Raw genomic sequence first — 24,594 nt, forward strand, 5'->3', positions numbered from 1 at the left:
CGTTCTTTTTTGCAGACCTGCTTATTCCGCCTCTTCATCCCTTTCCAGCCAGCTCCGCATCAAAGGGTACTCCTTCATTACGGAATCGAGCATCTCGGAGGACAGCGCCATAAAGGTTCCCTGTGCTTCCGCAAGCACCACACTCTCATCTTCGGCCAGAGTGATTTTTCCCGATGCTTGCATCAGGCGTCCCTTCTGTTTCCCCAGTTCCGCACGCACCCGTAGTAAGGGCCCATATGGCACATATTTGCGGTAGCGGATCTCCAACCTGCCTGTCATTGACCAGGCGGGACTATCCGTTAACATAGAGGTACGGTTCAGTGCTTCATCGAGCACGGTTGCAATAATGCCACCATGAATCACACCCGGAAAGCCCTGATGCTCGGCCTGCGGGCGGAAATCGGAAACCACGGTGTCGCCCTCGCGCCGAAATTCCATCTGTAATCCATAGGGATTGCGCTTCCCACAGGCGAAACAGAGTTGATAATCCGAACGATCATTTAAATCTGTAATCATCTCTTTATTTCCCCATATATGCTTTAGAAAAGAGCACAAAATACTGAGCGAGTGGTCTTTGTACGCCTCTGCGGTCGAGTCTACCACATCTCAAGGAAGCAAACAATGTACTGCTTCAGCTTGCTCACGTGCGAGCAAACAGAGTATGCTTTGTTAGCAGGAGCATGTTCATTCAGAATCCATCAACTTAGCAGACAGGATGAAAGACAACCATGACACATACCGAGCAGAACACGACCCTGAATCAGAACAAAGAGCAGGCCCGGCAAGAAGCCAGAATGATGCTACAGCTTGAAGAGCTCCGCCAGGAAGTCAACAAAAGCCGGCAGAAGCTGGAACATCGTCAGGCACAACTGGCCCGAGCCGCTGAAAAGTACGAAAAAGCACTCCAGGAATTCAACAACCTCAAGCAGCAGCTTGAACAGCTTCAGGCCAGGCCCCTGGAAGTGCCCGTCAAGTCCCATCCCTGACAAAAAGAAGCCGCCCATACAGTGTATGGGCGGCATCCCTCAATAGCCAGAAGCAGTACGTAACGTAAAAAGAGAACTATCTGCGTTAGTGAATTGCGACCGGGCTCACCGCATTGGCGGCGTCCTCCGCTGCCTCGGCGGGCTTGCTTTTACCGCGCAACGGGATTTCCTTCAGGAAGAAGACCACCACGAGCGCCAGCGCCATCAGCATCGTACCCAGGATAAAGACGTTGTGAATACCCTGTGTCAGGCCGACTTTGACCGCCTCCATCACCTGATTGTACATCTGCAAGCCATCGACATGCATTGCCTTACCAACAGCGATAAAGCCGGTCTTCATCTTTTCCTGCATATCAGGCGACGTCAATACATTTGGATTATCAAATGCGCTCAACAGCGTCTTCGAGTGATCGGTTGGCAAAGGAATGGACTCAAGCAACTGGCGTAACTTGGCTGGCAGCGCATTGTGAAAATCATCGACATAGCCGGTGTTCATGATCGAACCCATTGCTGAAAGGGCAATCGTGCTACCGATCTGACGGAAGAAGGTCAACGCCGATGTCGCCTGACCCATCTTCTTGTACGGAACCGAGTTCTGTACGATCAGCGTGTAGAGCGACATACCGAAGCCCAGACCCAGGCCCATCACGATCATGGCAATGAGCAGATCGTTCCAGACCGAATTGATATCCAACCGCAACAGAAGCAACGCGCCACCCAGGGCCACAATCATACCACTGATAGCGATGATCTTATATTTACCGATCTTCGAGACCAGGAAGCCCGAAAAGACGCTGGTGATAATCATCGAAATCATCATCGGCGACAGGATCAGGCCACTGTTGGTTGCAGAGATGCCGAGCACGCCCTGAGCATACAGCGGCAGGAAGAAGATACAACCAAACAGACCCATGTTCATCAGCATCGTGATCACAACGGAGATGCTGAAGATGTTGTTCTTGAATAGACCAGGATCGATAATCGGCTGCTTCTCACGTCGTGCCAGGAACGCTTCATAGGAGAAGAACACGACAAAGAAGACCAGGCCAAAGATGATCAGGCCAAGCACCTGCCAGGAAAGCCAGGGATACTCAGAGCCACCCCAGCTCAGACCAAGCATCATAGGGACAGTCGCGGCGACCAGGAACAAACAACCGATGTAGTCAACGCGTGCGTCTTTACCGCGCGTGTGCAGCGCAGGCATCAGGAAGATCAGCACTAACAACGCGATCACGCCAACCGGCAGGTTCACATAGAAGACCCAGCGCCAGGAAACGTTCTCGGTAATCCATCCCCCCACGGTAGGACCGAGCACTGATGAGAGACCAAAGATTGAGCCGGTCACGCCCTGCCACTTACCGCGCTCACGCGGAGTAAACAGGTCTCCAACCACAGCCATCGCGATAGGCATCAACGCGGCTGCGCCCAGGCCCTGGAACGCGCGGAAAGCGATAAGCTGGTTCATATCCTGCGCAGCGCCACACATTGCCGAACCGGCCAGGAATAAGATGACTCCAATCAAGAAGATCAATTTACGACCGAACATGTCCGATAACTTACCGTAGATCGGAATCATGACGGTCGAAGCCAGCAAATACGCAGTTGAAACCCAGGTATAGCGATCAATACCATTCAGTTCACCGATAATACGCGGCATCGCGGTTGAAACAATGGTCTGGTCCAGCGATGCCAGCAACATTACCAGGAGAACACCAAACATGGTCAGCAGCTTCTCCCGATTGGTAAATTCGGGGCGGCCGCTGTCCATATCCACTGTCTGCCCCGTAACCTCTTTCATAGAATTTGTTCCACCTTCTCTACTGTTTCAAACAAAACAACCACATTCCTACTTATTCTTTGTCACTTGATTCTTGTTTTCTTGTAATGCCCTGTAAAAAGATGTGTCGAAGCTGGCGAAAGAGCTCGCGATGCGGCACTTCCTTTCCGCCAAGCAAAATAGCGTCATAGCGGCGTATAGAAAAGAGCGAGAAAAATGCATACATCATCGCCTGCGTAGAGATCGATGTCTCGAACTCACCAACCCGTTTCCCCTCTTCCAGAATCTCAACGGTATATCGGCATAATGTATCCATTTTCTCTTTTATACCGTGCTCTTTTTCCTGGAAAACTCGCTTGATATCGATTCCATTGTAAATCGATGACAAAAGCCGAGCTCGCTTACTATAGATGCCAGTAAACACATGCTCGATAAGCCGATCAAGCTTCTCGCTTGGGGTCAGGTCGGCAGCAACAACAGCCTCTACCTCACGCAAAGCAGCCTCGATATTCCAGGTAATCAGAGCCGCAACCAGTTCTTCTTTGCTCGGGAAATGGTGGTAAATAGTCCCCTTCGCTATTCCCACCCGTGCGGCAATCTCATCCATTGAGGTCTCATAGTACCCCTTCTCAAGCAGTATCTCTTCTGCCGCTTTCAGAATAAGCTGCTCTCTCTCCTGTCTCTGTTTCTCTCGTAATGAACAATGCGACTGCATCGTCTGCATATTTTCTTCTTCAGCCGAGGCTGGCTGCCCTCCCGGGTAGTTTTCTGACCTTATGCTCACTATATGACTACCAGTTCTATTCTGTGACTTACCAGTCATTATATTACTATCAGGTCAGGCTCCTGTCAACCCTTCTTCCCCCCAATTTGGGGGAGATCTTTTCTTTGTTCCGTGCTCCATTTGAAAGAGAGACAGGCCGGCTTCCTCTTACAGGCTCCGTCAACGGAGGCATAAATAGCATCCTCCCATTTGTTGTATAACAAGGACAAATAAGAAGATATTCTTACAGTAGCGCTTCAGCAAGCAAGCATTGTACAATTTGCTGTGGTAGCCTCTATTCCTCCTGCCCTGCCAGCATGTGATGGAAGAGAAAGGGCAGTTCCCCATCTCACGGGTGCCAATCTGCCATATGGCAAAATCAGAAATTTTCTATTTTATACTTTTATGAAGGAGTATTCTTGCATGCCTCAAATCGAGACTCGACCCGCACGGCCCGAGGACCGAGATATCGTCCTGGCCTTCTGTGCCCATACATGGGAAGACGGTGACTATATTGAAGAAGTCTGGGATGAATGGTTGAACAATCCGGCGGGACAGCTTGTCGTCGTCACAGTTGACGACCGCCCGGCAGGTATTCTCCATATGGAGATGCTCACCCCTACCGATGCCTGGCTTGAGGGCCTGCGCGTTGATCCAACCTATAGACGTCAGGGCCTGGCCCGACGCATGAATGAGGCCGCGCTGCTGGAGGCCATGCGCCGAGGAGCTCAATATATTCGCATGGCAATCTCGCATGAGAATCAGCGCTCTCTGGAGCTGGCCGAAGCCGGTGGTTTTCGCAAGGTAGCAGGCTTCCTGCCTTTCAGCACCGTTCCGGCACTGGACAAGCTACAGAAGATCTCGGCCAAAGACCGGCCCCGCCCGGCAACGATAGAGGATCTGGATGACATTATCTCGTTCCTCAATGCCTCCAATGTCTTTCCAATCATGGCCGGACTCTATTTCCACCGGTTCCGCGCTATCCCGATCACAGCTGTATTCCTTGAAGAGAAAATCAAAGAGCAACAGATCTATCTCACCAGGCGCTGGGAGAAGCTGGACGGCCTTGCCATTTTTGACGTTTGTCCTCCCAACAACTACTATGGTACACATATCTCGCTTGGCTACATCGATGGCACCTCAATTGAGCCGGTCAGCTTACTGGCTTATGAGCTGCTTCATCATGCCATTACACAGGAGATGGATCGCGTGCGTGTCTACCTGCCCGATCAGGTCTTTATGCGCGACGCATTCTCTGGCGTGGGCTACACTGGAGCCAGCTTCGAGGAAAACGATAACCTCTTCTTTGTCTATGAGAAAGGTCTTTTCTAAGCCTTTCTGGACGCTCCAAAAAAACAACGGGTGGTTCTACAAAACAAACCACCCTTTTTTCTTGACGTTTTCCCTACTCGGTCTCTATCGCCGCATCCACATTCTTCAACCCGTGATACTGTAAAAGCCAGCAGCCATAGTTCATCCCGCCACCAACCGCCGGTAGCGCGAGCCACTGTCCGGGCTTCAGTTTCTCAGCCTTTAAGAGCTCGACAAGGGCAGTGCCAATGCTGGCATTGGACAGGTTGCCGTAGTAGCTGAAGTTATGGGCCAGCTTCTCCATAGTATTTTGCGGCCAGCCATAGTCATTGATCAACAGCTCACCCAGGCGGCGCGTCATGCGTGAGTTGGCCTGATGCGGCACAATATGGCTGATGTCATCATAGGACAGACCGGAATGACGCAACAGCGCATCGGTGCTTTCGGCCATCGCGCGTGGGGCCTCGCGGAACACCTCTTTACCGTTCATCTTGGTATAGCCGACATGATACTGAGAGAGTAGAACGCTGAGTTCTTTTCCGCGCCCTTCCTTAAAGAGTTGCTGAATCTTCAGGTCAACTTCGGCCATCTCAATACTATCTTTACGCAACGGTGTCTGGTAGTAAAGGGAGCTCGCTTGTCCGGCATCGGAGCCATTGATAGCAAACGTCTCATAATTTTCCGTCTCGCCCGCTTCCACCGCTTCCAAAATATAAGCAGCCGCGCCTTCACCAAAGAGGGAGCTTGTCTTCCAATCCAGGACATGCATGATATTCGGCAGCAGTCCTTCTGAGGTAATGAGCAGGACGCGCTTTGCAGAACCGGCCTTCAGCACTTCACAGCACATCTGAAATGCTTCTGTCTGACAGGCACAGGCGCCTCGCAGCATTGTAGCTCTGATCGTGGGAATGCCCAGGCGGTGCTGTACCAGACCAGCAATGGTGGGGAAGGCATCATTATCCGAGGAGGAAGCACCAATAACCGTATCGATATCGCTTGCCTGCAAGCCCGCGCTTGCCAGAGCACGTTGAGCCGCGATCACAGCCATATCGGTCAGAGTCTCGTCCTGGGAACCATCTGACGGATAGATCAAACCGGGTGCATCTTCGCCAGCCATCCTTTTACACAGATCCAGCGTGCTGACACGTACATGTCGGGTCTTGAGCCCGGTCACTCGCTCCAGGTCTGCCGCTTTGCGGGGATCACCTAACTGGGTTGAAATGTAAGCAAAAAAATCATTTGTGATAATGCCTTTAGGCGCGTAACTCCCCAACCCGATGAGGCGCACTTTCGCCCGAGTGTAGATCTGTGGCACGATATACGTATACGCAGGCCATTGACCTGAAGGGGTAGAAGTCATTCTTAAAAAAAACCTCCATAATGAGGATGGAATAGAACATACTGTACGCTAAGTATAGCACATCTCATTTGTCTCTGAGCATCCCAAAAAACGCAAGAATGGCTACTTACTGATCCGCACTCGCTCTTTCTGTTTCCCTCCTGCATCTCCCCCATTCGCGCTATACTGCTGAACCGCGTTTTCGCATCCGGACCCCTTGCTTTCCCCTTCTTGACCGAAAATGCTACTATATAGATGCACGATCGATACATGAGAGGTGCCTACATCAGATTCAGCCGGAGAAGAAGAGCATAATGGCTACCGCAACGGTTCATCCAGTAGAAACTGAAGAAACGGAACGTCGCCCCCGTCAGGTTCACACGATCACCGACCGTTATTCTGTTGCCAATACATTCCTGCTTGATGATGGAAAATTGATCGTTGTTGATCCTGGCTCAGATACCTCTGTACGCCTGCTATTGACCTATATACAGCGTTTTCTCAAGCGGTCGGTCTCCGATATTGACCTGATCGTGCTCACGCATCTGCACGAGCCTCACCTTGCCGGACTGTCTCTGTTACGGCGTTATTGCCAGGCTCCGGTAGCAGCCTCAGCCATCATCCGCACGCTGGCACAAGAAGAGCGAGGAAGCATTTTCCCGTACTTCAGCCATATGGCAGAAAAGCTGCTCAGTCATGCCGCACCCCACGTTGATCTACTTCCTCCAAGCTATAGCGCCCATCTGCACTGGGTTGAGCTCTGGCTTGACGATGTGAGTGGGCTTCCCGAGCATCCGGACTGGCGCGTTATTGCCAGCCCGGGGCATACCCCCGAAAGCATCTGCCTGTACAATCCCTTCACGCTTGAGCTGCTCTGCGGTGATACCATCTCAACTGTTGAAGGTCATGGTCCGCTGTTGCATGTCGGGGCCAATCGCCAGCGCCTCTACGAAACGTTTCAGGTGCTTCGTGAGCTCCCGGTGCGCTATCTCTATCCCGGACACGGACGGCCCATTCTGGCCATGCATCCCCTTCAGCACACCGAGATCCAATGGTAGACTTGCCCTATTTCTGTCTGCTAGGCAACTTGATAGGAGAAGGACCAATGCCGCTGATGGGTGCCGCAAACGGGCGCGGCGTAATGATCTGGCGTAGCGATGACGTTCGAGCAGCAGAAGCGGAAAGATAGGCCATCTTCAGGTTACCAATAATGACAATATCGCCTTCCTGCAAACGGCGCGGCATCATCAACGGCTCATCGTTCACCTTTGTGCCATTGCGACTGCCAATATCCTGTACATAGTCTCCGTCGGCCTGTCGCAAGAACTGAAGATGCCGTCTCGAAATAGAGCTATCATTAATCACAATATCGCTCTCAATGCCTCGCCCGAGTGTAATCAACGAGCGATCAATCAGAAAGCTGCTGCCCGCCATACTGCCCTCTTGAATCACCATCACCGCGCAAGCGGTCTCAGTCAGCGGCAAAGGCGCGGCCTGCTGTAGCTCAGCCGTCTCTTTCCATTCCTCAGTGACACCGCTTGCCAGCTTCTCATTCTGTCCGAGCGGCCTTGTAGGCGGAAGCACTCGGCTTTTCTCGCTGGTTCTATCATCATCCATTGCCAGATCATCAGAGGAGAGCCAGCGATGATGGGCCAATGGATCAACGTCCAGCAACGGCATGTCCTTCTGTTCAGCAAGCGAGAAAGTGAAACGATGCTCACCAACTTCCAGCACATCATTTGATTCTAGTTGAGCATAGCCGCGCACCCGTCGTCCATTCAGCAGCACCCCATTGAGGCTTTCGCAATCGGTGAGATAGACGGTTCCCTGAACCCAGGCAATTTCGGCATGATGGCGTGAGGCAAGCTCATCATCCAGCCAGATATCATTATCCTCATCACGCCCGATAGTCATAATTGCCCGTTTCAGTGCAAGGCGCTGTCCCTGAAAGTTACCGCTACGGTACTCCAGCCAACCCCAGGGAATCTCCTCGCCATACACAAAAGGGACAGGGACACCAGGCTGTTTCCGTGGGGGAAAATACTTGCCAGTTGCCTCAGATGGCTGTGATAAACGCTCTTCTTTGCGCGGTGCGCGAGGGGCAGTCCAGAGACAATAGGCCAGCGCGCCACCAAGCGGCACCAACCAGCCCATCACAAGCATGTAGACTAGCACGACCCCTTTTTCGGTCTGAGAAACCACACCACCATCTTCAAAGCACATATCAAACCAGACCTTTGCCGGTACAAGCAGGCCACCGACAACAAGGCATACGCCGATAACACCGACCAACTGCCTGAGAGTTCCTCGTTTCCGCAAGACAGTATGTAACGAGGTTCCCAGAATAGCCAGTGTACAGCAGGCAAAACCACCAAAAAAACCGCCATAAAACCAGATGGGGAATCCTACAATACTTGTCTCCATCCTCCCTCACACCCTATTCCTGCCTTACACATAGAACCTACATCGTCCACAAGAAGACAATGTATGTAGAACGAACCAGCCACCGGGATTTTGTGCAGTCTCTATTCCCACCGCCTGTCTGCGGCTTCTTTTTGCGGGATTATTTGAGGATGTCTGTCGTATATGACAATCTAGAGCAGACGGTATTTGCATCTCTTTATCACAGGATTCATGCTCGAACCCGTTCTCCCATTACATCACCAAAGCCTTTCCTGATGCTCAAGCGCTCAGATGACAGCAACCTTCTTTTCACGGCGCAAGAAGCAGCAGCAAAACGCTGGTCATGCCTTGCCATTGTCAGAATGCACTTGCGGTTCTGACAGAAGACAACTTTGCAGGCATCATATCATCTTGTTTCATTCAAGACAAAAAGGTAGGAAAAGTGGGTGATTCTTTACAGCCTTCTCTCGCCTGGCTGGTAATTGTACACATTACACTTCCTTTTTTACAGGAGGATTTGTACATTGTCATATGCCCGAGAACCAACTAGAGTAATAACTGACTTTATTCCTTCATGCTGTCTTCGTAGGTTCCCTGTTTTAGTTCTTAGTGAGGTTCTCATGGCTTCTCCTCCAACACGTATACAAGCGCCAAATGGACTCAACAGTATTACAAAGCGCTCAAAAGGACCGGTACTTCCGTCCTCATTACGTCCCTTGACCGACGCCCATTTTGCCACTTTCTGGGGGGGCGCGTTCATTTCCAGCATTGGTTTCTGGGTTCAAAGCATCGGTGAAGGCTGGCAGGTGTTGCGATTGACAAACTCCCCATTTCTCCTCGGTTTGGTCGCCTTCGCCTCCACCGTACCCAACCTGGTTCTTTCTCCGATTGGCGGGGTGATCGCGGATCGCTTCAAACGCCGGCATATCCTGATCTGCACGCAAGCAACCTATATGCTGCTTACTCTTTTTCTCAGTATTGTCTCATTCTTACATTTGATTACGGTCTGGCATATTATCACAGTTGCCTTTCTGATTGGATTGGTCAGCACGGTCAGCTTTCCTGCATGGCAGGCTTTCACCTCGGATATTACGCCGCCAAGCATGCTGCGCCAGGGTATCGCGCTTCAATCGATGCAGTTCAATCTTTCCCGTGTGATCGGTCCCGCCATCGGTGGCATTCTGGTCGGCGCTGTCGGTGTGGCTGGCTCTTACTTTTTAAACAGTCTCAGTTACCTGGCTATTATCATTCCTTTACTCCTGATTCGTCCCAGAAGTGAGCAGAACATCCAGCGCCCCAAAGGACAAAGCCTGTTCCAGAGCCTGGGCGAGGGATTGCAGTATGTGCGCTCCCGCCCATCCCTGATGGCCCTGCTTGGCGTGCAATTCGTAGTGGCATTCCTTGTTTACCCGTTCAGCACACTACTTCCGGTATTCGCGGACTCAATCTTTCACAGTGGAGCGAACGGTCTGGGCCTCCTCAATTCAGCAACCGGTATTGGTGCATTGCTTGGTTCAATCACGCTTGTTTCGCTGACCTCGCGCATGCGTAACGGGCTGCGGGTGCTGATCATCGTGTCCAGCATCGGAGGCGTCACCAGCCTGGTGTTTGCGCTCTCACAAAACCTGTCACTATCGCTGGCACTGCTTGTGCTGCTTGGCACCTGCACCGTCATATCATCGACCATGACCAACACCACCATTCAGACAATGGTGCCGCAGGAAATGCGAGCGCGTGTGCTCAGCCTGTGGATCCTGATTACCTCGGGCCTGGCGCCATTCGGCAATCTCTGCGCAGGCTGGATGGCGCAGCTCTTTGGCGCACCGCTCACCCTCAGCGTCGCTGGCGTTGCCTGCGTGTTCCTCTCACTGCTCTTCCTGCTGGTACGCGCTCGCCCGGTCATAGAGTAGTTTGGAAGTGGCGGGGTCCATCTCGCTCCGCCACTCAACCTGCATTGCAATCTCCCCCTCTCCTGCAAGAACAAAAACGGGAAATATAGCCTATTTATCGTGAATATTTCTGGACCAAATTGTATCATTATGTTACCGGTATCCCTTTATCCCGTTAGGGTTAGCAGAGAATATCAGGAATTATCCGCATTTTTTGTAAGGACTACATCAGTACATCCTTGCTTTGTAATGTAGGACTGTAATGTAGGAGGAGCTCATACGTGAAAATCATGGTAGCGGATGATGACCGCGACATGGTAGATATGTTGAGTTACTGGCTCAAGGGGCATGGATACGACGTGGTGCGGGCGTTCGACGGAGAACAGGCCATCAAGCGCTGGCGTGAAACGCTCCCTGACCTCGTAATCCTGGATATCCAGATGCCCAAACTCGATGGTTTTGAAGTTTGCCGTCAGATGAGGATGGAAACAAACTCCATGGTCCTCATCCTGACAGCTCATGATAGAGAAGACGATGAAGTTCGCGGTCTGGAACTCGGGGCCGATGACTATTTACGAAAGCCGTTCAGCCCCCGCCAGTTGCTTGCCAGGATCAAGGCGCTGATGCGGCGGGCCAATACGGTACGTGGGGTAACGGGATCATCCACCATCACGGTCGGCCCTTTTACCCTGGACGCGATGCGGCATGAGGTCACACGAGATGGGGTGAAAATCCGCCTGACACCGACCGAAAGCCGCTTACTTCACCTGTTAATCAGTCATACAGGGCAGGTACTCACCACCGATATGATTATCGAGCGGATCTGGGGCTATGACGATGCCGGAGATTCCGGCCTGGTGAAAACCCATATCCGACATTTACGCCAGAAGGTTGAACCCGCACCCAACAGCCCCCAGTTTATTATGACGGTTCCGGGCGTTGGTTACACCTTTACGGCTCCCATCACCATCGAGCCGTGAAACCGGGGGATCTTCTTATCCCCCTGCTTTCAGGCTTCTTAACCGGAGAGAGGAGAATCTTAACCGGAACACAACCAGACACATGCCCGACTGCCCTGCTCCAAACAGGTACACTATCAAACAAGGAGTTGCACAGCAGAAGCAGCGAATGAAGCAAATGGGGAAAAGCAGTTATAGATATGGCTATGGACATTAAGAACAAGAGAACGCGTCTCTCAACGCAACAGCTCTCATCGGCCAGAGCGACCATCCAGGGACAGATCAAGCAGTCAACGCCACATGGTCCCCGAGGAACGGAATTTCTCCCTTCTCGGTCCGGTCTCTGTTCCTGTACTGCCGCTTCTCCCCGGCTTCAGAGCGGCAAAGCGGCGCGCTGGGTTCCAGTCGCCTCCCCTTTGCTGGCACAATTACGACAACATCTGACCGAGTTGCTGAAGTCAGAAGAATGCTTCAGTATCTTTCTGCTTCACGCTCATCAGCTCATTACCGATGCGCAGCCCTCGCACCTGGCGCACGGACAGCTCAAGCAGCTTCTTGCGGCAGTACAGCGAGGGATACGGGCCACAGATAGGCCCCTGACCGACAATGAAACGGGATCCATCTACCTGCTACGAGGAGCGAACAAACAGGACGCCAGTCGCATTCTTGAGCGTTTTGTGCAGAGCATTCAACTGCTCCAACCCGAAACCTTCATTCCGCCACTGGCACATGAAACGCACATCGTACTGGGTAGTTGCTCCTTTCCAGAAGATGGCAAATCACTGGAACGCCTGCTCTATCAGTGCGGGAAAGTGACGCGCCAGGTTACTTTTCGGTCGGCACTGCTGCCACAGCAGCCCCGAAAACCGGAAAGCGTGTATCCGGGAATTCCGTTTCTCAAGCTGCCGAAACGGCTTTCGGATCACCTTACACGGTATATTCCGTATTCTGTCGCCCGGCAACTTCACTGCGCTCCTGTCGGAAAAGAACAGCGACATCTGACCGTGGCGATGCTACATCCGACCGATCAAGAAGCTGTTCGCTATCTACAACAACTCACTGGCATGCTGATCTTCCCTGTTGCCTGTGCACTGGAGGAGCTTGATGAGTTGCTGGAAACGCCGTGGTAACCGCATTCAGGTTACTAAAATCCGTGGTGATGAATATTTAATCACATGAACACAAAAATTAACCAGATCGCAACTGTTCCTTAACTGGGACCAGAGTCACCATTGGTTACTATAATATGCAATGAGACAAATTTATGTATCTCATAGTGTCGTCTTTTCATTTTACATTGCTAGTGTCAAGTGTACTTATCTAAGATATTAAGGAGATCTACAGATGGTTGTTCAGATGATCCAGGACGATACCCTTCTGACCTTCAAAGAGGCAATGGACTACCTGCGTGTGAGCCGCTCCACGCTCTATCGCCTGATGTGGTCCGGCCAGCTTACCGGTCACAAGGTTGGCAGCACATGGCGCTTCTATCGTGAGGATCTACGCGCGTGCGTTGGCCGCGAGACTTCCTCAACGGGAATGGCTCAGAACCAGTAACAAGGAAACTCCTTTTCTTTTCATCCCTTTTCCTTTATCTGATTCCGAGCAACCAATAACCATCTTTCATTTGCATACAAAAAGCGGCGTATCCCCTATTTATACGCCGCTTATCTTTTGTTCTGGCCTCAGATCACATCAAACCCGACGATCTTATATTCACCATTGACATTCCGCACGTCCAGCTTGACCGTGTAGGTCTGCCTGTCCCTCGTAACCTCATAGAGGATGGGAATCTCCATCAGGTTGGTATCACCGGTTGCCTGTCCCGGCTTCGGCGAGAACGAGCGCACCTCTCCATACTGCTGATCGCGCTCCTTCGCCATCGTCTCAAATTGCTCTTTTGTCAGGCTACCGCCATCTCGAAGGCTGAGGAGGCTATAGGCCTTCTCATACTCCTTGTTCTGAATCGCCATATAATACTGGTTCACGATCGTGTTGGCGACCGACTTGGAAAAAGCAGAAGACATCGTCGGCGTCAGGATCGAGCAGAGTGAACAGCTCAGCACGATCAAGACAACAAAGGCCCCCAAGGAGATCCAGGTCCACGTGTGAGGGCGCTTCCGTCCCCGTGGTGCAGCCATAACAGGTGGCGGCGCAGGAGTCACGTGATAGGACTGTATTTCGGGCATGGGCTCAGCCGGGCGAGCGGCCGGCTCGGGAGGAGCTTCTTTTCGCTCGGGCATATTCTGGTAGAAATCCGGTGGCGGAGGATAGACAAATGTCCCTTTCTCGCCCTCGCTCGGCTTCTGTTCAGCGGGAGCGGGTTGTTGTTCCTCCGCTTTCACGTCCTCAGCAGGCGGCTCCAGTTCTTCCCGAGAATATTCAAAAAATGGTTGAGAACCCGAAGTGGGCTCTTCTTCTGATGAATGATGAGGAGTTTGCATAATAAATTACTGATTACTGCTCCTGATATACTTCTCAAAATAGGATACAAACCGAGACCGGTTCATAACTCACTCTATCACTATTGGACCATTAACTCAAATTCTTTTTCCAGTTCCTCCTGCACACGTCTCTCGGCATCTTTCCCCGACACTTTAAAATTGCGTGCATATGCCAGAGCACGCTCTACATATAAGGCGGCCACTTTTTCACGCTGCACCCGCAATGGCGGCATCGGGCGCAGTTGGATCTGTTCAGGCGCATAGAAATCATGCTCGCTTAGCCCAATGGCCAGAAGACGCGCTATTTCTTCTACGAGAAGACGCATCTTCGGGTTGTTAAACATTCCCGTCCGGTTGCTTGAAACAATAATCACGCCAGCAATTTTACCACGCCACATCACCGGTGCGGCGCAAGCACTTTTTTCATGCTCATCAACCTCAACTGGTTGCCGCTGTTCCTGACTGCTATCCCATGTCTGTGTACGAAGCGTCAGTGCGGCGTTTCCCGCAAGGGTGGTCCGCCCGAGAAACACCTTTCCCTCGGCCTCATTTTCCCAGGGATACGTTCCACGCACAAAGATCTCATAGAGAGAATGAACCTTTGCATCAGGGCGCGGCGGCATCAACCTGGCATAGGTGAGCGCCATGCCCTGTTGCGGCTTACCCAACAGTTGCAGCACCTGCTCAAAGAGTTCACGAGCAATCGTAAAAAAGCACTGGTCTGCATCCTGAATGGTCGCAGCCAGATAATGTATCCGCCTGTAGACATCGCCCGGTAGTTCGGGAACGTCCTCAGTCGCCTCGCTGATCGTTCCAGGAAACGTCTCGTTAATGGCCTGAATTAGCGTCTGCCGATGTTCCGGCAGGACGTCCGGCAACTCCTTGAGATGGACGGGCCGGGGCCGAGAAGCACCGCTCATCCAGCGATAGACCGTGTTTTCAGCCACTTCAAGCGCCCGGGATACCCGGGTCACCTGAGCTCTGTCACGCCGCAATAGTGAACGCAAGGTAGTGCAAAACACCGATTGTCCCTTTGCTTCAGCAGAGGCAGCCTTGCTCCCGCGCCTCTTCCGTTCCCCTGGCTGCTTCTCATCTGTAGCAGGTACACGTCTCTCTCGGGTGCGGTCCTGACCTTTGTTTCCACCGATCATATTACGGCGTGTTGAGCGACGACGTTTCTTTACGGGCAAATCGTCTTCAGTACGTCCTTGCATCGTAATCCGTCCTTTAACAAAAAAATACAGTACCCACTACAAAACTTTGGCCTTTAAATTATACCATATAATATGAAACTTGTAGCCCCTTTTATGAAAAGATACACAAAAAATGTACCGTACTGTCCCTAAAAGAGACCACATACCAGCATGTGAGATCAGCATATTTGTTTGTTCCTCTGTGAAAACGGTTCTAACTTTTCTCTTCATTTCCCCTGTCACATTTTATCATATATCCCTTCCTCTCTCATTCTTTTTTATTACAATGAATATCCTTACTCCTCCTTTCAATTTTCTCTTCTTCAACAATGTTTATACGAAAGTACTACAATGTCATACATGTATTGCTTTTCCGTAAATCTACATGTAATATTATTACCAGAAACAGCAGGTCGTTCACTGCTCGGCTCTATGGATAGTGCCGGGCAAAGCGCAAGACGAAAGCCTTAATGGAGCAATTGAAGCAGGAGGAACGGTAGATGCAACTGATTGAGCGGCATGTCATTAGAACGAGTGATCCGCGCTATGCAGCTATAGACTGTGCGGCCTTTGCTTCGAAGAACCTCTACAATGCCGCGAACTACCTTGCACTCCAGTCCTTTCTTCATGAGGGTCTGTACCTGGGCTATGCAGAAGTCTTTCACCGCATCAAACATCACGAAGCCTATCAAGCCTTGCCACGTAAGGTGAGCAACGCTGTACTCCGACTCTTGGACAAGATTTGGAAGTCCTACTTTGCTGCCTGTAAAGCATATCAGGAACATCCTGAGAACTTTCCAGGACATCCGAAGTTGCCGAAGTACAAGGACAAACAGAAGGGGCGTATTGTGGCAAACGGATCAAACGTGGATTGTTCCGGTCACAGTTCGGCACGCTCATCAATGCTAATGTCAATGGCAGTTACAACATGATCCGAAAAGGAGCCCCTGCGGCGTTTCTGCCAGGGGGTAGAGGGTGCGCAGTTCACCCCATGCCTCTTCCTGTTGAGGGGCATCAACGAGTCAGCTAGCATTTGCTAGTAGTTCTCGATACTGTAATGCATGTATTCCTGTATAGAACAATGAACCTGGCCCGGGAATGGAACAGGAGATCTTAGAGGCAGCTTCATTCGCTTTCATGGAAAGCACAATACCAAGAGAACCTTTCATGAAAGAGGAACGAGGCCCGTTCTCCTATCTCTACCGTTGGGGATGGGGGGTGCAGCAGTCCTTGTCTGGCTGCTGAGATGAGACAAACGAATAGGCAAACGAACTAGTGGATGGAAGGTTAAGGTAGAAGTTATGGCAGTGAATCGGACCATACATGCAAACGAGTACGGTCTACCGCTAAATGCAACCCAATGGCTGGAAACGCACCATGCCAGCAAAGCATCTGAACGTCAACAAATGATTCGGGATCTTCAGATCAAAAAGGGTAGTTTCCTGGTGGATGCAGGCTGCGGACCTGGCCTCTGGACTCCACTTCTGGCGGAGGTAGTTGGTGCGGAAGGGCATATTCTCGGCATAGACATTTCCACTGAATCGCTGGTTCTTGCTCGACAGCGCAGCAATTTCTCCTGGTATAACTCCTTTGTGCAATACAAGAAAGCATCTCTTGATCGCTTACCGCTTGATTATGGGGTGGCCGATATCATTTTCAGCGCAAATGTTTCTCAATATCTGCCCGAGCCCGTCTCTGTATTTGCAGCTATGGGACCCTATTTAAAAGATGGAGGGCGTCTCGTTATCAAAGATATCGATTTTGGCACCTTACGTTTCCATAATATTGATACTGCCCTTCAGGCCCGCGTCTTTCAGGCTCGCGAACGCTGGGAACAGGAACGTGTGCATCTGGGCTACGCCTTTGAAGATAGCTGGGTCGGCTCCAAGCTGGCAAGCTACCTGCATGCTGCCGGCTATACCAATATTCAGGAGCGCACCTATACGATCACGCGCAAATACCCGCTCCCACAATCCTATATACACTATATCCAGGGAATTGCCGACTGGTTCATTTGTGAAGGTGCGCCTCATCTCTCAACCGATGATGTTCAGCAGTGGTGGAATTGTTTCTTCTCCGAGGCTTCAGTCCTGCAACGAGAAGACTTTGTCTGCGAAGAGACCGAGTTCGTTGTCACCGGGGAATGGCATCAACCATCAGACAACGTTCTGCAAGAGGTCCAGATAGCGACTATCAGTCAATGACAACCAGGCATCCAGACATATAGTCAGTCTTTCAGGTAGCTTCCTCTTATGTCACTGAGACCCCGGCTCGGTGGCATAAGAGCTTTTTTTATGCGCCACCCAACAAGAAAAAAAGGTGAGCGGAATAGGATCATGCAGGCAAGCAGCCAGCATAATTCCTCCTCCACCCCTCATCACCGGTACGCAATGTCGCAGAACCTCACCCGTTCCCTCCATTGCGCCTTCTCGTCTCAATGACAATTCGCCAGCCGATCCGCAATCATGGCAATCGCCGCATCACCAACAAGCGCCTGCAACTGACTATGGAGCTGCCCCATATTCTCCATGCGCGTTGTGATGAACTCATGCTGTGATGTGCCATAGGAGAGACCAGACAAGCCACGTTGTGCCGCCTCATACTCCGCGCTGATTTGCGATAACAAACGAGCAACTTCACTGCGCTGCTTTTGCGCTTCTAACATAATCTTCTCTTCCTTTCTTCCTACCATACCATGCGAGCTCTCCTTTTTCCCTCGCATGTCAGCACCTGTTTTGACAAGTGCCTTACAATGTATTTCCTTTGTAAGAACAAGCTGTATTTTGATACCAAATACACTGTAATAGTATGTATGAGGAGTTCTGTTCCTGTCCAGTTATCCTGTGACTTTTTTCCTGTACTACCATGATTTTTTATACTTTTTTTATAGGCCGGATTGTTCCTGACACAGCACCAGAAAAGCAGTAGAACAGCTATATAAGCCTATTCATGCTATACAACATTTAGATGTCAAAGTATACAAACCGTGTCAGTTTATATAAGAAAACAGGTACATACACTGGGAAAACTCTTTGCACAGTGTTCTCCATTTGTCCTGTAATCTGCAAACATTTTGCACTCGGCCTCTCTTCTTTCCGCTGACCCGCATAGAGCACGCTTCCCGGGAAAGGCCTCCCCAGTCGCTCACCAGCAGTCGCGAGAAGGGCTGTACAGTGGTATTTTCCTCCTCTACTACATATAGACTGGCGTCCAGCAGCCCTATTAAAATGTCCTTTCAAATCCATTGCTATCGATAACAAAATGATGTTACAAATGTAATTAGAAGGATATGTTCACGCGCAAAAGTCTCTTTGTGCAGGACACTCTATCTCACACTACACTCAAGGAGCATGTCATGAAATTCGGTGTTATCGTTCCCCAGGGATGGAGGCTTGATCTGGTCGATATTGCTGATCCCGTTGAGGCATACGAGGCAATGACGCGTGTTGCTCAGCGCGCTGATGCCCTGAACTTCAACTCCATCTGGCTGTACGATCACTTTCACACCGTTCCCCGTCCCGAACAGGAAATTACGTTTGAGTGCTGGTCCAGCATTGCAGCGCTGGCCCGCGATACAAAAAAAGTAAAGCTCGGGCAGATCGTTACCTGCAACAGTTATCGCAATCCTGCCTTGCTGGCAAAAATGGCAAGTACCGTTGATGTGCTGAGTCATGGACGCCTGTATTTCGGCATCGGCGCAGGCTGGTATGAACATGAATACCGCGCCTATGGCTATGATTATCCTGAGACCAAAGAGCGCCTCGGTAGACTGCGCGAAGCCGTTCAGGTCATCCTCGCGATGTGGACCCAGGAAGAGGCCACCTTTGAAGGAAAGTACTATCAGATCCGGGGTGCAATCAATCAGCCAAAGGGCGTACAGAAGCCCCATATTCCCTTGCTGATCGGTGGCGGCGGTGAAAAGGTCACGCTACGCCTGGTCGCCAAATATGCGGATGCATGTAATCTGGGCGGCGATATCGCCAATATCACCCATAAGCTTGATGTCCTGCGCCAGCACTGTGAGGCCATCGGGCGCGACTATAACGAGATCTGGAAGACCGCTATTGTTGACCACTGCGCCATTGCCGAAACGGAAGAGGCAGCGATTGCCAAACTCAAGCCGGAAGAGCAACAGCGGGTTGATACGATGCGCAAGGCAGCCCTCATCGGCACACCCGAGATGATCCGTGCCCGCCTGCAAGAATACGAAGCGGCTGGTATTCAGGAGTTGATTATCCGCTTTGTGGATTCCGCAACCAATCCTGATGTGCTGGATCTCTTCGCCCGAGAATGCATGCAGGCCTGATTGTTTCCCGAGGGCACAGCAGAGCCTGTAGCCCTCTTTTTCAGGATAGAGCTAAACAAATACCCCCTCTTTTTTTACCACAGCCAAAACAGGAACAAACTGGCAATATTCAGGGAGGCGACAACGGCTCTTCCTTTTTTCAGAGAGTATATGTTATACTAATTTTATCGCTAGCTCGCTAAGGTAGAGCTAAACAACCCTGTAGCGACAGGCGGTAAGAAGCCACGTTGACTCCCGTCAACCTCGTACAGGTTCGATGCAGCGGGGCATCAAGCGAAAGCTTCAAATACTAAGCGAAGGATAACAGGAACGTTCCTGTTATGAAGCGAAAGGAGTAGTCCTTCATGGCTCGTGTTCAATTTCAGAACGTTTACAAGCGGTTTGGTAAAGTCGAAGTCGTCAAAGACGTCAGCCTCGACATCAAAGACAAGGAATTTATGGTATTTGTCGGCCCTTCCGGTTGTGGTAAAAGTACCTGTCTGCGTATGGTAGCAGGTCTGGAAGAGCCAAGCGACGGCGAAATTTACATCGGAGACAAGCTGGTCAATGGTGTCGATCCTAAGGATCGTGACATTGCAATGGTATTTCAGAACTACGCTCTCTATCCCCACATGACGGTCTTCGACAACATGGCCTTCGGCTTGAAACTGCGCCACTTCCCCAAAGCAGAGATCAAGAAACGCGTAGAAGAGGCTGCTGGTATCCTCGGTCTGGAAAACCTGCTGAAGCGCAAGCCGAAAGAGCTGTCCGGTGGTCAGCGCCAGCGCGTTGCACTTGGACGTGCGATCGTTCGCGAAGCGAAAGTCTTCCTGATGGACGAGCCTCTGTCCAACCTTGACGCAAAGCTCCGCGTTGAGACCCGCGCAAACATCATCAAGCTTCACCAGCGCATTCAGACAACCACTATCTACGTGACACATGACCAGGTTGAAGCGATGACGATGGGCGACCGCATTGCCGTTCTGAATGCCGGCATCATTCAGCAGCTCGGCACCCCGCAGGAACTCTACGATCATCCCGCCAACATGTTCGTTGCAGGCTTCATCGGCACCCCGGCAATGAACTTCTTCGAGGGCGCAAAGGTCGTCTCCGAGGGTGAGAACACCCATATCGTGCTCGAAGGCGTGGGTAAAATTGAGGTTCCCGAGCAGTACAAGAAACAAGCTCGCGAGGCAGCCGCTTCCGGCAAGCCGCTTACCTTCGGTATCCGCCCGGTTCACCTGGAAGATGCCCGCCTGGTCGGCGAGAACGGCGCAACCCGTTCCAGCATCGATGCTACGGTTGATGTCGTTGAAAACCTCGGTAACGAGCTTCAGGCGTACCTCAAATCTGGCAACAAGGACTTCATCGCGACCCTCGATCCTCGCGCCAACATCACACCAGGAAAGAGCATCCGGCTGTACGTTGATAGCGAGAGAATTCACCTCTTCGACAGCGAGTCTCAGAAGGCATACTTCTAATACTCCTTTCGCAGAAGTACAGCACAGATCCGTTAGCATGGCTGACGGATCTCTTTTTTTGCGAAAAACAGGAGATATCGGGAAGGACGCGTTTCCCGATATCTCTTTACGGAAGGCTACAAGAAGATCGGTCTATCTAGTTCCGAAGCGGCTTTCCAGTTGTCAGAATCGCTTCCATACGCTGCTGCGTCTTCTCCATGCCACAGAGGCTCAGGAATGCCTCTCGTTCCAGGTCAAGCACCTGCTGCTCGGTGAGAGGCTCTAATGGTGAGCAATCTCCCCCGGTCAGCACACGTGCAAGGTGATAGGCGACCACAGCGTCATGCTCACTGATCTTGCCCGCCAGCAGCATGCCTTCAACCTGCTGCTCAAGCACCAGGCGTGCCCCCGCACCCGGTAACAGCAGCATTTGCGGCTTTGGAGGCTGCCACTGACCTGCCGCCTGGGCCTCAGCCAGCTTGATAGCGTCGTTCTTCGCGTCGCGCAGCAGCACATCGCGATTCACCGTGATTGCATCCGTCTTGCGGAAGAAGCGAAGCTCCTGTGCCTCAACCGCACTGGTCGAGACGGTTGCCAGTGCGACCAGCTCAAACACTTTGCGCACCGGATGAAATGGGCCACCCGTCTTCCCCGCTTTCTGCGACTCTACATCGGCCTTGTAACGTAGAAGCAGCTCTTTACAGCCACCGCCCGCAGGCACAACACCAACCCCGACCTCAACCTGTCCAACATAGGTTTCGGCCAGTGCTCGCGTATGATGGCAGTGCAGCACAATCTCACAGCCGCCGCCCAGTACCCGACCGGCAGGCGCAGCCACGACCGGGATCGGACTATACTTCAGCAGCATATTCGCCTGTTGCAGCCCGTTGACCGCGTTCTCGATCATGGGCCATGCGCCCTGACGCGCTCCCATCAGGACCAGAAACAGGTTTGCCCCGGCAGAAAAGTCAGGCGCTTCATTGCCAATCACCAGCGCCCGAAACTGCTTTGCCCCTTCTTCCACGGCATAGCGAATCATCTCGATCACACCTTCATCGATCGCGTTCATCTTGGTATGGAACTCAAGACACGCCACGCCGTCACCCATATCGATCAGTGCCGCCGAGCCGTTGTCGCGCACCACCTTCTCCTGCGCTTTCAGGCCAACCAGCGTGATGCCTCCCTCAGGTACGGGCACGGGCTTATAGGTATCGGTCTCAAAGTCAAAATATTGCTTCTGACCGGCACCTCCAATGTAGAAGGTTCCCTGCCCCCTCTCCTGCACCCGCCTGACAAGCTCGGGCAGCCTCCCATCAGGGAACACCTTTTGTAGCACAGCAGGCTTTTGCAACAGCAGATCCCAGACCTCAAAACTACCGAGGTCAAAGTTAAAGCCCCAGCGCATCGCGTTGTCCACATCAACGATGGTATAGGCAATCGCTGGTGCGAGTTCCGCTGCATAGGTCAGCGCATCGGCGGTCGTTTCACGGGCCAGTTGTGAGGCACGATCATCGCCATCAAGCATGGTTAGCATGCGCTGTCCCGGGTCATCATAGCCGCGTGCCGCCCCGATGGAGGGGTAACGGACCTTCGACTTCGCGACATAGTCCATGCTGTTAAAATCAAGTTCCAGAATGACAGTAGCGCCCTGCTCCTTCACCCGCTTATAGAAGCCCTGACCGCTCTTCTCGCCAAGCATGCCCCGACTGACCATATCGCGCACCACTTCCGGAAGTTTGAATTCCTCACGCCGAGGATCATCGGGCGCATTCTCATACAGGTTATCGGCAACATGGGCCAGGGTATCCAGCCCTGAAAGATCAGCCGTGCGAAAGACCGCCGATTTCGGTCGTCCCATTACTGGCCCAAGAATGGTATCCACCTCACCAATACCATAACCCTCTTTGAGGGCCCGGTGGATCGTCGAAAGGAAGCCATAGACACCCAGACGATTCGCGATAAAGTTCGGGGTATCCTTACAGAGAACTACCCCTTTTCCCAGCGTCTCGGAACCAAAGCGCCGCATTGCAGCCACAATCTCGGGATCTGTATCCGCGGTCGGGACCAGTTCCAGCAGGCGCATATAGCGCACAGGGTTGAAGAAATGCGTAATCAGGAACTGACGACGAAAGAGCTCGCTGCGCCCCTCTATCAGCATATGCGCGGGCAGGCCAGAGGTATTGGAGCTCAGAATCATCCCGGGCCTGACGATCTTTTCCAGCTTGCTATAGAGCGCTTGCTTGATGTCCAGCCGCTCCACAACAGCCTCAACGATCCAATCGACCTCCGCCAGATCGGCAAGGTTATCCTCAATATTGCCAATTGTAATCAGGCTGGCAGAGCGCTTGCTATAAAATGATGCAGGCCTGGATTTCAGCGCTTTCTCAAGGCCGGTTCGAGCGATCTTATTGCGATCTTTTGTCTCTCCTGGAGGCACAATATCAAGCAGCACAGAGGGGATACCAACGTTTGCCAGATGCGCGGCAATTGCCGCCCCCATCACGCCTGCACCAAGCACACCGACCTTCCGAATCTGATATGTGGTTTCAGACATGCTATGACATCCTCTCAATCAGGGTAGCCAGACCTTGACCACCACCTACACACAGGGTCGCTATTCCAAGCGTCTTATCCAGGGTTTGGAGGTCGTTTATCAGCGTCGCAATCAGGCGAGCTCCACTACAACCAAGCGGATGACCAAGCGCAATCGCTCCACCATGCGGATTGAGCTTCTCGTCATCGATTTCCAGTTCTCTGACAACCGAGAGACTCTGTGCCGCAAAAGCCTCATTGAGCTCGATCACATCGATATCGCTGAGCTGCAACCCTGCACGCTGCAAGAGCTTGCGAACTGCGGGCACCGGACCAATACCCATGATATCGGGTCGTACGCCCGCAACCGCCATTGTGCGGACCTTCGCCAGCGGCGTAATACCAAGCTCCTGCGCCTTCCCAGCCGACATCAGCACCACAGCAGCCGCGCCATCGTTTAACGGGCTGGAGTTTCCGGCTGTGACGGTTCCTCCCTTGAGGAAGGCAGGCTCAAGCGCCGCCAGCTTCTCCATTGAGGTATCACGGCGCGGGCCCTCATCGATCTCCATAACCCGGCCATCAGGCAGAGGAACCGGCACAATCTCGCGTTTAAAAATACCCTGATCCGTCGCGGCAATTGCCCGCTGGTGACTGCGCAACGCAAACGCGTCCTGCTCCTCACGGCTGATCTGATATTGCTTTGCCAGATTTTCAGCGGTGATGCCCATCGGCATATAGCTTGCATACCCGTATTCCAGCTCACAGGGAGGATATGGCGATGAGATCCGCTCTCCCTCGCGCGGGCTGACCAGACGCGGGTTAAAGCTCGGGTTAAAGCCTCCCATCGGCACCCGTGACATATTCTCGACGCCACCCGCAATCACAACATCTCCCAGGCCAAGCATGATACTCTGCGCCGCCATATTGACCGCCTGGAGACTGGACGCGCAGAAGCGATTGACCGTGACGCCTCCGGTCGTCTCCGGGAGCCCGGCCAGCGCCGTAACGATACGTGCCAGGTTCATGCCCTGCTCTCCCTCAGGGAAGGCACAGCCAAGAATCACATCTTCGATCAAAGCCGGGTCCAGAGCCGGAACCCGTTCAACTGCCGCTTTGACCGCCATCGCCGCCAGATCATCGGCGCGAACATCTTTCAGAACACCTTTGTTTGCTCGTCCTATCGGAGTACGAACGGCACTCACAATTACGGCTTCAGCCATAGGTTCATTTCTCCTTTATGTATCACGGTACCT

The 24,594-nt window shown here is 52.1% G+C and carries 21 protein-coding genes; 11 read left to right on the forward strand and 10 right to left on the reverse strand.

What is annotated here, in order from left to right; all coding sequences use genetic code 11:
* Positions 1 to 21: 21 nt before the first annotated feature.
* Complete coding sequence (locus tag KTH_RS20680) at positions 22 to 516, reverse strand: PaaI family thioesterase (RefSeq protein WP_111324214.1); 495 nt, start codon at positions 514 to 516, stop codon at positions 22 to 24.
* A gap of 212 nt (positions 517 to 728) precedes the next feature.
* Here KTH_RS20680 and KTH_RS20685 point away from each other — a divergent pair, with 212 nt between their 5' ends.
* Positions 729 to 986 (forward strand): hypothetical protein, encoded by a 258-nt coding sequence (locus KTH_RS20685; RefSeq protein WP_497620846.1) that lies wholly within the window; start codon positions 729 to 731, stop codon positions 984 to 986.
* Positions 987 to 1,071: 85 nt separating this feature from the next.
* Here the strand turns inward: KTH_RS20685 and KTH_RS20690 are convergent, their stop codons facing one another.
* Both KTH_RS20690 and KTH_RS20695 read right to left on the reverse strand, forming a co-directional pair.
* Positions 1,072 to 2,784, reverse strand: coding sequence for an MDR family MFS transporter (locus KTH_RS20690; RefSeq protein WP_497620849.1), 1,713 nt, complete (start codon positions 2,782 to 2,784; stop codon positions 1,072 to 1,074).
* A gap of 52 nt (positions 2,785 to 2,836) precedes the next feature.
* Positions 2,837 to 3,487: a TetR/AcrR family transcriptional regulator gene (locus KTH_RS20695; RefSeq protein ID WP_497620852.1), complete on the reverse strand. Its 651-nt coding sequence runs from the start codon at positions 3,485 to 3,487 to the stop codon at positions 2,837 to 2,839.
* A 462-nt stretch (positions 3,488 to 3,949) separates the two neighbouring features.
* Here KTH_RS20695 and KTH_RS20700 point away from each other — a divergent pair, with 462 nt between their 5' ends.
* The gene (locus KTH_RS20700; protein ID WP_170142749.1) at positions 3,950 to 4,858 is read left to right on the forward strand and encodes a GNAT family N-acetyltransferase; all 909 of its coding nucleotides are present in this window, start codon (positions 3,950 to 3,952) and stop codon (positions 4,856 to 4,858) included.
* 73 nt (positions 4,859 to 4,931) lie between these two features.
* Here the strand turns inward: KTH_RS20700 and KTH_RS20705 are convergent, their stop codons facing one another.
* Positions 4,932 to 6,197 (reverse strand): 3-oxoacyl-ACP synthase III family protein, encoded by a 1,266-nt coding sequence (locus KTH_RS20705; protein ID WP_111324209.1) that lies wholly within the window; start codon positions 6,195 to 6,197, stop codon positions 4,932 to 4,934.
* 293 nt (positions 6,198 to 6,490) lie between these two features.
* On the opposite strand from KTH_RS20705, the gene KTH_RS20710 reads away from it, so the two are divergent.
* Entirely contained in the window at positions 6,491 to 7,234 is a 744-nt protein-coding gene (locus KTH_RS20710; protein WP_111324208.1) for an MBL fold metallo-hydrolase, read from the forward strand.
* Positions 7,235 to 7,241: 7 nt separating this feature from the next.
* Here the strand turns inward: KTH_RS20710 and KTH_RS20715 are convergent, their stop codons facing one another.
* Positions 7,242 to 8,600 carry an FHA domain-containing protein gene (locus KTH_RS20715; protein ID WP_111324207.1) on the reverse strand — a complete coding sequence of 453 codons (1,359 nt, stop codon included), beginning with the start codon at positions 8,598 to 8,600 and terminating at the stop codon, positions 7,242 to 7,244.
* A 599-nt stretch (positions 8,601 to 9,199) separates the two neighbouring features.
* On the opposite strand from KTH_RS20715, the gene KTH_RS20720 reads away from it, so the two are divergent.
* The 4 genes from KTH_RS20720 (at position 9,200) to KTH_RS20735 (ending at position 12,984) form a co-directional block, all read left to right on the forward strand.
* A complete protein-coding gene (locus tag KTH_RS20720) occupies positions 9,200 to 10,489 on the forward strand; it encodes an MFS transporter (protein ID WP_111324206.1) in 1,290 nt (429 codons plus the stop codon).
* A gap of 269 nt (positions 10,490 to 10,758) precedes the next feature.
* The gene (locus tag KTH_RS20725; protein ID WP_246046401.1) at positions 10,759 to 11,448 is read left to right on the forward strand and encodes a response regulator transcription factor; all 690 of its coding nucleotides are present in this window, start codon (positions 10,759 to 10,761) and stop codon (positions 11,446 to 11,448) included.
* Between the two features lie 185 nt (positions 11,449 to 11,633).
* Positions 11,634 to 12,557, forward strand: a complete 924-nt coding sequence (locus KTH_RS20730) for a GspE/PulE/PilB domain-containing protein (protein ID WP_211326252.1) — start codon at positions 11,634 to 11,636, stop codon at positions 12,555 to 12,557.
* 214 nt (positions 12,558 to 12,771) lie between these two features.
* Positions 12,772 to 12,984 carry a helix-turn-helix domain-containing protein gene (locus KTH_RS20735; protein WP_211326251.1) on the forward strand — a complete coding sequence of 71 codons (213 nt, stop codon included), beginning with the start codon at positions 12,772 to 12,774 and terminating at the stop codon, positions 12,982 to 12,984.
* 128 nt (positions 12,985 to 13,112) lie between these two features.
* Here KTH_RS20735 and KTH_RS20740 read toward each other — a convergent pair whose 3' ends face one another.
* Together KTH_RS20740 and KTH_RS20745 are read right to left on the reverse strand one after the other, a co-directional pair.
* Positions 13,113 to 13,871, reverse strand: coding sequence for a hypothetical protein (locus tag KTH_RS20740; protein WP_497620858.1), 759 nt, complete (start codon positions 13,869 to 13,871; stop codon positions 13,113 to 13,115).
* A gap of 80 nt (positions 13,872 to 13,951) precedes the next feature.
* On the reverse strand, positions 13,952 to 15,085 hold the full coding sequence (locus tag KTH_RS20745; RefSeq protein WP_111324202.1) for a GAF domain-containing protein: 1,134 nt from the start codon (positions 15,083 to 15,085) through the stop codon (positions 13,952 to 13,954).
* Between the two features lie 479 nt (positions 15,086 to 15,564).
* Here KTH_RS20745 and KTH_RS20750 point away from each other — a divergent pair, with 479 nt between their 5' ends.
* A complete protein-coding gene (locus KTH_RS20750; RefSeq protein WP_497620863.1) occupies positions 15,565 to 15,996 on the forward strand; it encodes a hypothetical protein in 432 nt (143 codons plus the stop codon).
* 369 nt (positions 15,997 to 16,365) lie between these two features.
* Positions 16,366 to 17,268: a methyltransferase domain-containing protein gene (locus KTH_RS20755; protein ID WP_111324200.1), complete on the forward strand. Its 903-nt coding sequence runs from the start codon at positions 16,366 to 16,368 to the stop codon at positions 17,266 to 17,268.
* 230 nt (positions 17,269 to 17,498) lie between these two features.
* Here the strand turns inward: KTH_RS20755 and KTH_RS20760 are convergent, their stop codons facing one another.
* A complete protein-coding gene (locus KTH_RS20760; RefSeq protein ID WP_246046325.1) occupies positions 17,499 to 17,729 on the reverse strand; it encodes a hypothetical protein in 231 nt (76 codons plus the stop codon).
* A 690-nt stretch (positions 17,730 to 18,419) separates the two neighbouring features.
* On the opposite strand from KTH_RS20760, the gene KTH_RS20765 reads away from it, so the two are divergent.
* Together KTH_RS20765 and KTH_RS20770 are read left to right on the forward strand one after the other, a co-directional pair.
* Positions 18,420 to 19,370, forward strand: a complete 951-nt coding sequence (locus KTH_RS20765; protein ID WP_111324199.1) for an LLM class F420-dependent oxidoreductase — start codon at positions 18,420 to 18,422, stop codon at positions 19,368 to 19,370.
* Positions 19,371 to 19,714: 344 nt separating this feature from the next.
* Positions 19,715 to 20,830 (forward strand): ABC transporter ATP-binding protein, encoded by a 1,116-nt coding sequence (locus tag KTH_RS20770; protein ID WP_111324198.1) that lies wholly within the window; start codon positions 19,715 to 19,717, stop codon positions 20,828 to 20,830.
* A 136-nt stretch (positions 20,831 to 20,966) separates the two neighbouring features.
* Here KTH_RS20770 and KTH_RS20775 read toward each other — a convergent pair whose 3' ends face one another.
* Positions 20,967 to 23,363 carry a 3-hydroxyacyl-CoA dehydrogenase/enoyl-CoA hydratase family protein gene (locus tag KTH_RS20775; RefSeq protein ID WP_497620869.1) on the reverse strand — a complete coding sequence of 799 codons (2,397 nt, stop codon included), beginning with the start codon at positions 23,361 to 23,363 and terminating at the stop codon, positions 20,967 to 20,969.
* A gap of 1 nt (position 23,364) precedes the next feature.
* Complete coding sequence (locus KTH_RS20780) at positions 23,365 to 24,561, reverse strand: thiolase family protein (RefSeq protein ID WP_497620871.1); 1,197 nt, start codon at positions 24,559 to 24,561, stop codon at positions 23,365 to 23,367.
* Positions 24,562 to 24,594: the final 33 nt, after the last annotated feature.

Source organism: Thermosporothrix sp. COM3, from assembly GCF_059696735.1.

Coding starts and splice junctions, on each gene's coding strand:
- KTH_RS20680 (WP_111324214.1), bottom strand. CDS start 516: ATGATTACAGATTTAAATGATCGTTCGGATTATCAACTCTGTTTCGCC.
- KTH_RS20685 (WP_497620846.1), top strand. CDS start 729: ATGACACATACCGAGCAGAACACGACCCTGAATCAGAACAAAGAGCAG.
- KTH_RS20690 (WP_497620849.1), bottom strand. CDS start 2,784: ATGAAAGAGGTTACGGGGCAGACAGTGGATATGGACAGCGGCCGCCCC.
- KTH_RS20695 (WP_497620852.1), bottom strand. CDS start 3,487: ATGCAGACGATGCAGTCGCATTGTTCATTACGAGAGAAACAGAGACAG.
- KTH_RS20700 (WP_170142749.1), top strand. CDS start 3,950: ATGCCTCAAATCGAGACTCGACCCGCACGGCCCGAGGACCGAGATATC.
- KTH_RS20705 (WP_111324209.1), bottom strand. CDS start 6,197: ATGACTTCTACCCCTTCAGGTCAATGGCCTGCGTATACGTATATCGTG.
- KTH_RS20710 (WP_111324208.1), top strand. CDS start 6,491: ATGGCTACCGCAACGGTTCATCCAGTAGAAACTGAAGAAACGGAACGT.
- KTH_RS20715 (WP_111324207.1), bottom strand. CDS start 8,600: ATGGAGACAAGTATTGTAGGATTCCCCATCTGGTTTTATGGCGGTTTT.
- KTH_RS20720 (WP_111324206.1), top strand. CDS start 9,200: ATGGCTTCTCCTCCAACACGTATACAAGCGCCAAATGGACTCAACAGT.
- KTH_RS20725 (WP_246046401.1), top strand. CDS start 10,759: ATGGTAGCGGATGATGACCGCGACATGGTAGATATGTTGAGTTACTGG.
- KTH_RS20730 (WP_211326252.1), top strand. CDS start 11,634: ATGGACATTAAGAACAAGAGAACGCGTCTCTCAACGCAACAGCTCTCA.
- KTH_RS20735 (WP_211326251.1), top strand. CDS start 12,772: ATGGTTGTTCAGATGATCCAGGACGATACCCTTCTGACCTTCAAAGAG.
- KTH_RS20740 (WP_497620858.1), bottom strand. CDS start 13,871: ATGCAAACTCCTCATCATTCATCAGAAGAAGAGCCCACTTCGGGTTCT.
- KTH_RS20745 (WP_111324202.1), bottom strand. CDS start 15,085: ATGCAAGGACGTACTGAAGACGATTTGCCCGTAAAGAAACGTCGTCGC.
- KTH_RS20750 (WP_497620863.1), top strand. CDS start 15,565: ATGCAACTGATTGAGCGGCATGTCATTAGAACGAGTGATCCGCGCTAT.
- KTH_RS20755 (WP_111324200.1), top strand. CDS start 16,366: ATGGCAGTGAATCGGACCATACATGCAAACGAGTACGGTCTACCGCTA.
- KTH_RS20760 (WP_246046325.1), bottom strand. CDS start 17,729: ATGTTAGAAGCGCAAAAGCAGCGCAGTGAAGTTGCTCGTTTGTTATCG.
- KTH_RS20765 (WP_111324199.1), top strand. CDS start 18,420: ATGAAATTCGGTGTTATCGTTCCCCAGGGATGGAGGCTTGATCTGGTC.
- KTH_RS20770 (WP_111324198.1), top strand. CDS start 19,715: ATGGCTCGTGTTCAATTTCAGAACGTTTACAAGCGGTTTGGTAAAGTC.
- KTH_RS20775 (WP_497620869.1), bottom strand. CDS start 23,363: ATGTCTGAAACCACATATCAGATTCGGAAGGTCGGTGTGCTTGGTGCA.
- KTH_RS20780 (WP_497620871.1), bottom strand. CDS start 24,561: ATGGCTGAAGCCGTAATTGTGAGTGCCGTTCGTACTCCGATAGGACGA.